The organism is Jiangella ureilytica (assembly GCF_004348545.1).
GTDB classification, from domain to species: Bacteria; Actinomycetota; Actinomycetes; order Jiangellales; family Jiangellaceae; genus Jiangella; species Jiangella ureilytica.
On record NZ_SMKL01000015.1, the window covers coordinates 13,685 to 25,870 of the forward strand.

General features: G+C 74.0%; 11 protein-coding genes and 1 pseudogene. 8 read left to right on the forward strand and 4 right to left on the reverse strand.

Annotated features, from left to right (window positions below):
• The first annotated feature begins 58 nt into the window (after window positions 1-58).
• Window positions 59-2,179, forward strand: coding sequence for an alpha-galactosidase (locus E1212_RS08730; protein WP_131981376.1), 2,121 nt, complete (start codon window positions 59-61; stop codon window positions 2,177-2,179).
• 44 nt (window positions 2,180-2,223) lie between these two features.
• Here the strand turns inward: E1212_RS08730 and pdxR are convergent, their stop codons facing one another.
• Complete coding sequence (gene pdxR / locus E1212_RS08735) at window positions 2,224-3,654, reverse strand: MocR-like pyridoxine biosynthesis transcription factor PdxR (protein WP_131981378.1); 1,431 nt, start codon at window positions 3,652-3,654, stop codon at window positions 2,224-2,226.
• 151 nt (window positions 3,655-3,805) lie between these two features.
• Between pdxR and E1212_RS08740 the strand changes: the two genes are divergently transcribed.
• A complete protein-coding gene (locus E1212_RS08740) occupies window positions 3,806-4,291 on the forward strand; it encodes a DUF4440 domain-containing protein (protein ID WP_162605394.1) in 486 nt (161 codons plus the stop codon).
• The gene (locus E1212_RS08745) at window positions 4,288-4,602 is read left to right on the forward strand and encodes an SRPBCC family protein (protein ID WP_131981382.1); all 315 of its coding nucleotides are present in this window, start codon (window positions 4,288-4,290) and stop codon (window positions 4,600-4,602) included. Before E1212_RS08740 ends, E1212_RS08745 begins: the two co-directional genes overlap by 4 nt.
• Here E1212_RS08745 and E1212_RS29360 read toward each other — a convergent pair.
• The 3 genes and pseudogenes from E1212_RS29360 to E1212_RS08755 all read right to left on the reverse strand — a co-directional run bounded on the left by E1212_RS29360 (window position 4,581) and on the right by E1212_RS08755 (window position 5,777).
• The gene (locus tag E1212_RS29360) at window positions 4,581-4,754 is read right to left on the reverse strand and encodes a hypothetical protein (protein WP_162605395.1); all 174 of its coding nucleotides are present in this window, start codon (window positions 4,752-4,754) and stop codon (window positions 4,581-4,583) included. The genes E1212_RS08745 and E1212_RS29360 overlap by 22 nt on opposite strands.
• A 197-nt stretch (window positions 4,755-4,951) precedes the next feature.
• Window positions 4,952-5,029, reverse strand: a pseudogene (locus tag E1212_RS31055) (CGNR zinc finger domain-containing protein); the annotation flags it as partial.
• Window position 5,030: 1 nt separating this feature from the next.
• Window positions 5,031-5,777: a TetR/AcrR family transcriptional regulator gene (locus E1212_RS08755; protein ID WP_131981384.1), complete on the reverse strand. Its 747-nt coding sequence runs from the start codon at window positions 5,775-5,777 to the stop codon at window positions 5,031-5,033.
• A gap of 64 nt (window positions 5,778-5,841) precedes the next feature.
• On the opposite strand from E1212_RS08755, the gene E1212_RS08760 reads away from it, so the two are divergent.
• The 5 genes from E1212_RS08760 (at window position 5,842) to E1212_RS08780 (ending at window position 12,159) form a co-directional block, all read left to right on the forward strand.
• Window positions 5,842-6,795: an ABC transporter ATP-binding protein gene (locus tag E1212_RS08760; protein ID WP_131981386.1), complete on the forward strand. Its 954-nt coding sequence runs from the start codon at window positions 5,842-5,844 to the stop codon at window positions 6,793-6,795.
• Window positions 6,792-7,571 (forward strand): ABC transporter permease, encoded by a 780-nt coding sequence (locus E1212_RS08765; protein ID WP_131981388.1) that lies wholly within the window; start codon window positions 6,792-6,794, stop codon window positions 7,569-7,571. The genes E1212_RS08760 and E1212_RS08765 overlap by 4 nt, the downstream gene beginning before the upstream one ends.
• On the forward strand, window positions 7,568-9,835 hold the full coding sequence (locus E1212_RS08770; protein WP_131981390.1) for an ATP-binding cassette domain-containing protein: 2,268 nt from the start codon (window positions 7,568-7,570) through the stop codon (window positions 9,833-9,835). Before E1212_RS08765 ends, E1212_RS08770 begins: the two co-directional genes overlap by 4 nt.
• Before the next feature lie 79 nt (window positions 9,836-9,914).
• On the forward strand, window positions 9,915-11,228 hold the full coding sequence (locus E1212_RS08775) for an alkaline phosphatase family protein (RefSeq protein WP_131981392.1): 1,314 nt from the start codon (window positions 9,915-9,917) through the stop codon (window positions 11,226-11,228).
• Between the two features lie 19 nt (window positions 11,229-11,247).
• Window positions 11,248-12,159 carry an aminoglycoside phosphotransferase family protein gene (locus E1212_RS08780; RefSeq protein WP_203416650.1) on the forward strand — a complete coding sequence of 304 codons (912 nt, stop codon included), beginning with the start codon at window positions 11,248-11,250 and terminating at the stop codon, window positions 12,157-12,159.
• Window positions 12,160-12,186 lie beyond the last annotated feature (27 nt).

Consider the following 12,186-nt stretch of genomic DNA (forward strand, 5'->3'; position numbering starts at 1 on the left):
GCCCGCGGGCGGTCTGACAGGCTGACCCGGACGTTTCGCTGTCACGAGGGGATCGCCGATGGACTCGTCGCTGGTGGTGCTGGCCCGGGCCGGGGCCGGGCTGGTGCTCGACCTGGACACGCCGGGCCTGCCGCGGGTGCTGCACTGGGGCGCCGACCTGGGCCCGGGTGTCGACGGCGCCGCCTTCCGCTCGGTGGCGGTCCCGGGCCGGCGAGGCGGTGCACCGCCCGAGCCGGCCACGCCGACGCTGCTGCCGGCCCAGGTCGACGGCTGGGTCGGCCGGCCGGCGGTGTCGGGCGACCGCGACCGTGCCTACCCGCACCTGCGGCTGGTGCCGTCATCGGTGTCGGTGGCGCCGGACGGCGGCGGCGTCGAGGTCGCATCGCGCGACGACGCCGCAGGTGTCGCCGTCGTCAGCTCCCTGGTCCTGGACGAGGCCGGCGTGCTGCGGGTGCGGCACACGCTGACCAACGAGGGAGCCGGTGCGTGGACGGTGGGAGGGCTGCGCGCCGTCCTGCCGGTGCCCGACCACGCGGCCGAGCTGCTGCACTTCAGCGGCCGGTGGGGGCTGGAGAAGATCCCGCAGCGCGAGCGGTTCCTGCCCGGCATCCGGTCGCTGGAGACACGGCGTGGGCGCACCGGGCACTCGCACACCGGGCTGCTGGTCGCCGGCACGACCGGCTTCGGCTTCGGCTCGGGCGAGGTGTGGGGCGTGCACGCCGGCTGGAGCGGCTGGACGGTGCACGACGCGGAGCGGCTGGCCGAGGGCTGGTCGACGCTGGGCGCCGGCGAGCTGCTGGCCGCGGGCGAGGTGGTGCTGGCGCCGGGGGAGTCCTACGCGACACCGGACGTGTACTTCGTCCACTCCGACGCGGGGCTGGACGGGCTGTCGGCGCGGCTGCACACGTCGCTGCGGGCCCGTGCGGCGCATCCGACGACGCCCCGGCCGCTGGTGCTCAACACCTGGGAGGCGGTCTACTTCGACCACGACCTCGACCGGATGCGCGGGCTGGCCGATCGTGCCGCGGCCGTCGGCGTCGAGCGGTTCGTCGTCGACGACGGCTGGTTCCTGGGCCGCCGCAACGACCTCGGCGGCCTCGGCGACTGGTTCGTCGACCCCGGCCTCTGGCCGAAGGGGCTGCACCCGCTGGTCGAGCACGTGCGCTCGCTGGGCATGCAGTTCGGGCTCTGGGTCGAGCCGGAGATGGCCAACCCGCGGTCGCGGCTGGTCGAGGAGCACCCCGACTGGCTGCTCAGCGACCCCGACCGGCTGCCCCGCCCGTGGCGCCACCAGCACACCGTCGACGTCGCCAACCCGTCGGTCTACGCGTACCTGCTGGAGCGGCTGGACGCGCTGGTCAGCGAGTACGCCATCGACTACCTCAAGTGGGACCACAACCGCGACCTGCTCGAGGCCGTCCACGACGGCCACGCCGGCGTCCACGAGCAAACCGCCGCGGTCTACCGGCTGCTGGACGAGCTGCGGTCACGGCACCCGTCGCTGGAGATCGAGTCCTGCTCCTCGGGCGGCGCGCGGGTCGACCTGGGGATCATCCAGCGCACCGACCGGGTCTGGGCATCGGACAGCAACGACCCGCTGGACCGTCAGGCCATCCAGCGCTGGACGTCGCTGCTGCTGCCGCCGGAGCTGATCGGCGCGCACGTGGGGCCGGGCCGCACGCACGTCTCGGGGCGGGTCACCGAGCTGCAGCTGCGGTGCGCGACGGCGCTCTTCGGCCATGCGGGCATCGAGTGGGACATCACCCAGTGCTCGCCGTCGGAGCTGGAGCTGCTGACCGAGTGGGCGGCGACGTACAAGCGGCTGCGCCCCCTGCTCCACACCGGCCGCGTCGTCCGCGCCGACACCGACGACGCCCACGTGCTGCACGGCGTGGTGGGGGACGGCCAGGCGGTGTTCAGCTACGTGGCCCTGGCGACGATGACGGCGGACATCCCGCCGCGGCTGCGCTTCCCCGGCCTCGAGCCCGACGTGACCTACCGAGTCGCTCCGGTGCCGGGACTGAGCAGCGCGCTGCCGCGCTGGGCCCGGGCCGCGGCCTGGCTGGAGTCCGGCGGGGTGGAGCTGCCGGGGCGGGTGCTGTCGCTGGTCGGTGTGCAGGCGCCGACGCTGAACCCCGCCCAGGTCCTCACCCTGGAGCTCACCGCGATCGCCCCATGATCGTCAACCTTCTGTGCTGTCCTGACGACACGAAAAAGTGATGATCATGGGAGGCAGGTGCGGAGACGAGTGAGGCCGGCGGCGATGCTGTCCTCGGCGATCGCACCGTAGCCGAGGGCGAACCCCTGGACCGGATGCGCGACCGCCATGGGCGAGAGCGGCAGCACCTCGACCCCGGCCGCGCGGGCGCGGGCGGCGGCCTCGACGTCGTCAGCGCCGGCGCCGGTGAGCAGCGCCGTCACGTGCAGGCCGACCAGCGACGGGACCGGCTCGAGCAGGCCGGCGAAGTCGCGGCCGAGCAGCGAGGTCACCAGGTGGTGGCGCCGCGAGTACACCCGGCGCATCCCACGGACGTGGCGGGCGAGCTGACCCTCGTCGATCAGTTCGGCCAGTGCGGCCTGGGCGGGCACGGCCGTGTGCCAGTCGAGCACCTGCTTGGCCTTGTGCATCGCGTCGCGCAGCGAGCGCGGGGCGACGACGAAGCCGAGCCGCAGGGTGGGCAGCAGGGTCTTCGAGAACGAGCCCACGTAGGCGACGTGGCCACCGGCGCCCATCCCCGGGCTCAGCCCGGCGAGCGGCTCGAACGGGCGGCCGGCGAAGCGGAACTCGCTGTCGTAGTCGTCCTCGACGATGAGCGCGCCGGTCCGCCGGGCCCAGTCGAGCAGCGCCAGCCGCCGGGCCAGCGACATCGAGATGCCCAGCGGGAACTGGTGCGACGGCGTCACGTAGACCAGCCGCGCGGCGTCCGGCAGCGCGTCGACCACCAGGCCCTCGTCGTCGACGGGGACGGGGACGACGGTGCAGCCCGACGACGTGAGCAGCTTGCGGGGAAGCGGGTAGCCGGGGTCCTCGACCGCGACCACGTCACCCGGGGCGAGCAGCACCCGGGCGACGAGGTCGACGGCCTGCTGACTGCCGTTGGTGACGATGACGTCGTCGGCGCCGGCCGGGACGCCGCGGGCGACGGCGACGTGCCGGGCGATCGCGGCACGCAGCGACGGCAGGCCCGCGGCCGCGATGTGCGCGCCGGCGCCCACCGCCGTCGACCGCAGCTGCCGCGCCGTCACGCGCCGCCAGGCCGCGTACGGGAACAGCGACGCGTCGGGGATGCCGGGCCGGAAGTCGAACTCGGCGGCGGCCGCCGAGAGGTCGGTCGCCTCGGTCAGCGTCGCCCAGACCGGGCGTGCGGCCAGAGCGCCCTGGTCGCCGTCGTCGCCCGCGGGCCGGTCCTGCGCGAGACCGTCGGCCACGAACGTGCCGACGCCGGTGCGGGCGGTGAGGAAGCCCTCGGCGACCAGCCGGTCGTAGGCCATGCTGACCGTGTTGCGGGCGACGCCGAGGTCGCCGGCCAGCTCCCGCGTCGGCGGCAGCGGCCGGCCCGCGGGGAGCAGCCCGGCCAGGATCGCCGTCCGGACCTGCCGGTAGATCTGGCCGGACAGGTCGCCCCGCCCGTCCAGCCGCACGTGCAGGTCCATGTCTCCGGAGCTTAGGACCGCTGCGTGCCCGGCATGTCACCCGGCCGTGATCGGCCCAGTGCAGAACCCCGTCCTGTGGCCCAGAGCGCGCGCCCGGACCGTGGCTAGCGTGGCGAACGGCTCAGGGACACACAGGTCAGGAGGGTTCGCCATGCGCAAGAACACGTTCCGGGCGATCGTAGGGGTGCTGGCCGCCGGAGCGGTCGCGCTGCCCGGCATCGCGGCGGCCGGTGCCGACGGAGACCGCAGCGAGCACCGAGGCTGCGCGGCGCGGTTCGACGAGGCCCAGCGGATCGACATGGAGTCGTTCCGCGACTTCGACGCCGAGGCCTGGCGCGACATCCACCACGAGGACGCCGTCAGCGTCTACGCCAGCGGCCACCGCTTCTCCGGCATCGACGCGATCATGCAGGCCCAGGCCAGCCACTTCGAGAACCGCGAGGCCATCTGGACGTGGACCGAGATCGACCGGCACGTCTTCGGCTGCAAGACCGCCGTCATCGAGTACGACGCCACCTACGAGCTGCCGAGCATCGGGTTCAAGTCGCGCGCGCTCACCGTCGTGACCTACACGTTCGAGCGCGGCCGCTGGCTCGCGGTGTACGACCAGGGCACCGCGTTCCCGGCGGGGTCGTGACGATCGAGCGCGACATCGAGGTCGACGCCCCGCCGCACGTGGTCTTCGACGTCCTCAGCCGGGCCGAGCACCTGTGGGACTGGTGGTTCGGCGACGCCGCGTCCGGGCCGGTCGCCTTCACCGTCGTCGCCGCCGACCCGCCCACGCGGTTCGCGTTCCGGTGGCGCGGCGACGGCGGCGGCCCCGGTTCCGGGCCCGCCGGCGTCCGGCCCGATCCGCTCGTCACCTTCGATCTGGTCCCGGCCGCCGCCGGCACCCGCGTCCACCTGACGGTGGCGACGGCCGAGGATCAGGACTCGACGATGCGGTAGCCGGCCTCGGCGAGCGCGCGGGCCATGTGGGCGGAGTACCACTGCGGCCACTGCTCGTCGTCCGTGCCGCCGAGGACGTCGGCCTCGTACTCGCCGTGCGCCGCGGCCGCCTGCCGGAGGAGGTCGAGGATGATCTCCTGGGTTCGGTCCATGGTCTGCTCCTCGTCGACGGCGCCGGTCAGCGGCCGGGCAGCCGGGTCGTGACCTCCTGGACGGTCCAGCCGTGGCCCTCGGTGTCCTGGAAGGACCGTAGCCGGCCCGCTGCGGGTGCGGTCCGGGGATGCGGTCGGCGGTGCCGGCGCGGTGGAACACCCCGGTCGCATCGTGCCAGACCTCGCTGACGGCGGCACCGTGCGCGGTAGGCGGCCGCCTTCATCCGGTTGCCGCAGGTGTCCATGGCGCACCACTCGCGCCTGCCGCCGCGCGAGTCATGCCAACCGCAGGCTGACACCGTCGAGCAGCAGCTCCAGCGAGACGCGCATGGCCGCCAGCGGATCGCCGGCCTCGACCGCCTCGCCCGTGGCGGTGCCGACCCGCTCGGCCAGCGGGAAGCGCCGCGCGCCCATCGCGCGCGTGAGGACCGGGCTCACCGTCGCCCACCAGTCGAGGTCGCCGCTGCCGGCCGCCCGCACCCGGTCGAGCCCGACCTGCTGCCGCGCCGTCGCCTCGACCAGCGCCAGGACGCCGCAGAGCACCTGGTCCATCTCGAGATCGCCGAGTCCGATGCCGTCGAGCGGCGCGAGCTCGGCCTCGTACTTGGCCGAGATGCCCGGGCCGAGCACGGGGCGGCCGGGCACCATCTCGACGGTCCACGAGTGGCGCAGGTGGTGGCGCCAGTTGCGCTCGGCGACGTGCCGCACTCCGTCGCGCCAGGTCGGCTGGTCGCCCGGCAGGGCGCCGTCGGCGTACACCTCGCCGGCCACGGCGTCGAGCATCAGCTCGACGAGCTCGGGCTTGCCCGGGACGTGCGTGTAGAGCGTCATGGCGCCCACGCCGAGGCGATCGGCGACCCGGCGCATGGTCAGCGCGCCGAGCCCTTCGGTGTCGGCGATGGCGATCGCGTTCTCGACGACGGCCCGCGTGGTGAGGCCCGTGCGGCCGGCCCGGTCGGACGGTTCCCAGAGCAGTGAGACCAGCCGGGCGGGGTCGGAGGCGCGCGGTGCGTTCGAAGGCACGGGAACATCCTCTCACCCGCCGTACGTTGTACCGTACATTGTACGACCAACGTGAGGAGGACGTGTGGAGACGGCCATCGAGGCGCGGTCGGTGCGCAAGCACTACCGCGGAGCGGAACGCCCGGCGCTGGACGGGTTCGACCTGCGGGTCGCGGCCGGGTCGGTGTGCGCGCTGCTGGGCCGCAACGGCGCGGGCAAGACGACGGCGGTGCGGATCCTGACGACGCTGCTGGCCATGGACGACGGGACGGCGACGGTGGCCGGGCACGACGTGCGCGCCGACGGCGACGGGGTGCGGCGGGCCATCGGGCTGGTCGGGCAGAACGCCGCGGTCGACGAGATCCTGGGCGGCCGGGCGAACCTGGTGCTGTTCGGCCGCCTGCGGGGGCTGTCGAAGGCGGCGGCGCGGGCCCGGGCCGCCGAGCTGATCACGCGGTTCGGGCTCGACGACGCGGCCGACCGCGCCGTCGGCACCTACTCCGGCGGCATGCGGCGACGGCTCGACCTCGCCGCGAGCCTGGTGCTGGCGCCGTCGGTCCTGTTCGTCGACGAGCCGACGACCGGGCTGGACCCGGACGCCCGCCGAGAGGTCTGGGGCACCGTCCGGCGGCTGGTCGACGACGGTGTCACGGTGCTGCTCACCACGCAGTACCTGGAAGAGGCCGAGGAGCTGGCCGGCCACGTCGCCATGCTCCGCGACGGCCGGGTCGTGCTCGAGGGCAGCCCGGCCGAGCTGACGTCGCTGGTCGGCGACACCCGCGTGGAGGCGACGTTCGAGCCGGCGGCGGCTGACGTCGCGGGTGCCGCCGCCCGTGTGGCGGAGCCGTACGCCGTCGGGCCGGTCGCGGTCTCGAGGTCGACCGTCGCGGTGCCGGTGGCCGACGCCGTCGCCGCCACCCGGGTCTGCGGCGCCTGGGCCCGCGAAGGCCTCGAACCGCACGACGTCGCCGTCCGCCGGCCCACGCTCGACGACGTGTTCATGCACGTCAACCGCACTGTTTCGGAGGAGGCCCGATGAACTCGCTCGCACACGACGCCATGGTGCTGGCCGGCCGCACGGTCGGGCACTGGCGCGCCCAGCCGGTGCCGTTCCTGGTGACGCTGCTGTTCCCGGTGCTGGTGGTGCTGATGATGGGCGGCCTGTTCGGGGGCGCCATCGCCGGCAGTGCCGGTGACTACGTGCCGTTCGTGGTTCCCGGCGTCCTGGCGCTGACGATGCTGTTCGGGCTCGAGACCACCATGGCGGCGATCACGACCGACGCGGCGCGGGGTGTGACCGACCGGTTCCGGTCGCTGCCGATGCACAGCGGCGCGGTGCTGGCCGGGCGCTGCCTGGCCGACCTCGCCGCGTCGGTCGCCGGGCTGGCCGCCATGACGTTGGCCGGGTTCGCGCTGGGCTGGCGGTGGTCCGGCGGCGTGGACGGCGTGGTCGCGGCGTACGGGCTGCTGCTCCTGCTGCGGTTCGGGCTGCTCTGGGTCGGCGTCTACCTGGGGCTGAAGGCGCCCGGGCCCGAGGCCGTCGCCGCCATCCAGATCCTGGTCTGGCCGGTCGGCTTCCTGTCGACGGTGTTCCTCGATCCGGCGACCATGCCGTCCTGGCTGGGGGCGGTCGCCGAGTGGAACCCGCTGTCGGCGACGGCCGACGCGGTGCGCGAGCTGTTCGGCAACCCGGGCGTCGCCGGCGGGAGCTGGCCGGCGGATCACGGACAGTTGTTGTCAGTGATGTGGCCGATCCTGATGGTGGTGGTGTTCGCACCGCTGTCCGCTGCCGCCTACCGGAGGTCGAACCGATGATCCAGGCCGACTACGGATCCATCGAGGTCCGTGGCGCCCGTGAGCACACGCTGAACGACATCGACGTCGACATCCCGAAACGCCGGCTGACGGTGGTCACCGGCGTCTCGGGGTCGGGCAAGTCGTCGCTGGTCTTCGACACCCTGGCGGCGGAGTCGCAGCGCCAGCTCAACGCGACGTTCAGCGCGTTCGCGCAGAACCGGCTGCCCAGTTACGGCCAGCCCGACGTCGACCGCCTGTCGCACCTGTGCGCCGTCACCGTCGTCGACCAGAAGCGGCTCGGCGGCGGCGCGCGGTCCACCGTCGGCACCGCCACAGACATCGGGGCGCGGCTGCGGCTGATCTTCTCCCGCGCCGGCAGGCCGTCCGCCGGGTACTCCCACGCGTTCTCGTTCAACGACCCGCAGGGCATGTGCCCGCGCTGCCAGGGCCTGGGCGTGGTCAGCGTGGTCGACGAGACGCAGCTGGTGGACCGCGACCGGTCATTGGACGACGGCGCGCTGACCTTCCCGGCGTTCGGGGTCGGGCAGTGGTTCTGGCGGTCCTACGCCAGGAGCGGGTTCTTCGACCCGTCGGTGCCGCTGCGCGAGTACAGCGACGAGCAGTGGCGCATCCTCATGTACGCCGAGCAGGGCGAGCTGAAGGCGCCGAACCCCGACGTCACCAGCTACGAAGGGGTCATCGCCCGGTTCAACCGGCTCTACCTGCACAAGGAGGCCGACGCCTTCAAGGACAAGACGCGCGAGGCGTTCGAGCGCATCGTCACGCGCGGCACCTGCCCCGACTGCGGCGGCACCCGGCTGGCCGAGGCGGCGCGCTCGTCGCTGATCAACGGGCGGTCCATCGCCGACCTCAACGCGATGCAGGCCGACGACCTCGTCGACGCGATCCGGGCCATCGACGACCCCAGCGTCGCGCCGCTCGTGAAGGACGCCGCGGAGCAGGTCGAGCGGCTGGGCGTCCTCGGCCTGGGCTACCTCAGCCTCGACCGCGCGACGTCGACGCTGTCCGGTGGCGAGTCGCAGCGGGTGAAGATGGTCCGGCACCTCGGCAGCAGCCTGTCCGACCTGCTGTACGTGTTCGACGAGCCGACGGTCGGGCTGCACCCGCGCGACGTCCACCGGCTCGGCGAACTGCTGCTCGAACTGCGCGACAAGGGCAACACGGTGGTCGTCGTGGAACACGATCCGGAGATCATGGTGATCGCCGACCACTGCATCGACATGGGGCCGGGGGCAGGACGGGCGGGCGGCACCGTCACGTACGAAGGGCCCTACGACGGGCTGGTGAAGTCCGAGACGCGGACCGGACACGGGCTGCGGGCGCCGCGGGTCTCGCGCGACGGCGACGCCGTGCGGACGCCGTCGGGGCACATCCGCATCGAGCAGGCGTCGACGCACAACCTCCGCGACGTCACCGTCGACTTGCCGCTCGGCGGGCTGACGGTGGTCACCGGGGTGGCGGGCTCGGGGAAGAGCAGCCTGATCCGCGGCCACCTGCCAGCTGTGCGGCCCGACGTCGTCATGCTCGACCAGAGCCCGGTCCGCGGGTCGCGGCGCTCCACTCCGGCGACGTTCACCGGCATGCTCGACCCGATCCGGACGCTGTTCGCCCGCGCGACGGGGGCGCCGGCGGCGTTGTTCAGCCCCAACTCCGACGGCGCGTGCCCGGAGTGCCAGGGCGCCGGGGTGATCTTCACCGACCTCGCGTTCATGGACGGCGTCACCACCGTGTGCGAGGTCTGCCGCGGGCGCCGCTTCAAGGACGAGGCGCAGCAGTACCTCGTCCGCGGCCGCTCCATCGCCGACGTGTTCGAGATGAGCGTCGCCGAGGCGCTGGAGTTCTTCACGGAGAAGCCGATCCGCGCGGTGCTGATGCGTCTGAGCGACGTCGGGCTCGACTACCTCACGCTCGGCCAGACCCTCACCACCCTCTCCGGCGGCGAGCGGCAGCGGCTCAAGCTGGCCGGCGAACTGGTCGCCGGCGGCCGCTTCTACGTGCTCGACGAGCCCACCACCGGCCTGCACCTGGCCGACGTCGACCACCTGATCGCGCTGCTGCACCGGCTGGTCGACGAGGGCAACACGCTCGTGGTCATCGAGCACAACCTCGACGTGGTCGCGGCGGCCGACTGGATCATCGACCTCGGCCCCGGCGCCGGCCACGACGGCGGCAAGGTCGTGTTCGAGGGCACCCCCGCCGCCCTGGCCGCCGACGGGTCCACCCACACAGGCGCGTACCTGGCCCGCTACCTCACCGGCTGAGGGGCGGTCACCTGCCCCACAGCGGGCCGCCACGTTCTCGACGAACGGGGTTCACCCCGGTCTGCGACCCTGACCCTCCATGACGAAGCCGACCATTCCCCCGTCGTCCGCACACTCCGTCAGCCGCCGCACCCTGCTCGCCGCCGGTGCCGGAGCGGCCGCCGCGGCCCTCGCGGTGCCCTCCGCCGCCGCGGCCGCGGGCACCGCCGGTCAGGGCGTCCGCGCCCGGCACGTGGTGCTGATCGGGTGGGACGGCTTCGACCCCGCCTATCTCGACCTGGTCGAGACGCCGAACCTGGACGCCCTGACCCGTCGCGGCGTCATCGGCACCACGACCGGCGCCTTCCCATCCATCACGAACACGTCGTGGGCGAGCGTCGCCACGGGCGCCTGGCCGCGCACTCACCTCAACACGCCGTACTTCCTCGACCCGGCCACCGGGCGGGCGGTGAGCCAGAGCCGGACCCTGCAGGCGCAGAGCATCGCCGAGGCCGTGACGGCCGCCGGTGGCACCGTCGCCTCGGTGCAGTTCTTCATCATCCAGAACCACGGCGTCGTCTTCGGCGACCCGCGGGCGCTGTACGTGCAGCCCGGTGGCCCCGGCCCGTCGCGGATGGACCTGGCCATCGACATCCTGCACGGCCGGCCGGTGCGCTCGGGCTCGGTGACGGTCACCGTCGAGGAGCCGCCGACCCTGCTCGCCGTCTACGCCGATGACCTCGACGCGCTCGGCCACACCGAGGGTGCGGAGTCGCCCGGAATGGCCGGACGGCTGGCCGGCCTCGACGCCGCCCTCGGCCGGCTCGTGCAGGCGACGAAGGATGTGGGCATCTACGGCAGCACCGCGTTCGTGCTGCTCGGCGACCACGGTATGACGACCTTCACCCGCGGGTTCGGCGGCCTCGTCATCACCGCGCTGACCGAGGCCGGGTTCCACCCCGAGTTCGTCTCGCCCGGCGCCGCGCCGGCGGCGACCACCGACGTGGCGATGGTCGTCGGTGGTGTCGCCAGCGTCCACCTGCTCGGTGCCGCCCGCACCGCCGACGGCATCGCGCGAGTCCGCGCCGCGCTGGAGTCGGTCGAGCCCGTGGAGCGGGTCTACGACCGCGCCGACCTGGACGCGTTCGGGTCCAGCCCGTTGCTCGGCGAGCTGGTGGCCGAGCCGGCCGCCGGCTGGTCCTTCGGGATGACCGATCCCGACGGCCCGCGCGGCTACCACGGGCGCACCGGTGAGCGGGAGGCCGCGCTGCTGGTCGCGGGGCGAGGCGTGAGTCCGCGGGCCCGGCTCGACGGGGCGCGGCACATCGACATCGCTCCGACGATCGCCGCGCTGCTCGGCATCGCCGCACCGGCGCAGTCCGAGGGACGGGTGCTCACCGAAGCACTGCAGTAGCGCCACCTACGATGCCGGCGTGATCATCGACGATGCGCCGGCGGCGCTCGTCGCGTCGTACGGGCGCGATGAGCCCGGCCGGGCCTGGCTGGCGCGGTTGCCGCGCCTGCTCGACGAGGTGCTGGAACGGTGGGGACTGCGTCCCGACGGCCCGGCCGGTAACGGCATGGCGGCGCTGGTCGTCCCGGTCGTGCGGGCCGACGGCGGTCGCGCGGTCGTGCGGCTGCAACCGGCCGGGAAGGAGAGCTCGGCAGCCGTGCTCGGGCTGCGCACGTGGGACGGCGACGGCATCGTGCGGCTGCTCGACGACGATCCCGGCTCCGGCGCGATGCTGCTGGAGCGGCTCGACGGCGCCCGGCCGCTCGGGTCGCTGGGTGACGACGACGCCGTCATGACCGTGCTCGGGGAGTTGCTGGCCCGGCTGGTCGCGATGCCCGCGCCGGCCGGGCTGCCGCGGCTGGCGGACGTCGCGGCCGCGATGGTGGCGGCGGCGCCGGCTGCGGTTCCGCGACTGAGCGACGCTGCCGAACGCGGGATGGTCGGGAGGTGCGCGGACGCCGTCGCCGAAGTGCTGCCCGACGCCGGTGATCGGCTGCTGCACTGGGACCTGCACGACGAGAACGTGCTGGCCGGTGACCGCGAGCCGTGGCTGGCGATCGACCCGGTGCCGCTGGCCGGCGACCCCGGGTTCGACCTCTGGCCGGCGCTGAACAGCCGCTGGTCCGCCGTCGTCGCCGGTGATGTCGAGCGGGTCGTGCTGCGCCGGTTCGACCTGCTCACCGAGGTCGTGGGCGTCGACCGGGGCGCTGCCGTGGGATGGACGCTGGGCCGGGTCCTGCAGAACGCGCTGTGGGAGGTCGAGGACGGCAAGACCGCCCTCGACCCCGCCGACGTCGCGCTCGCGACGGTGTTGCTGCGGCATCGGGCGTGATCCACGGTCCCGTCGGCGCGCGCCGGT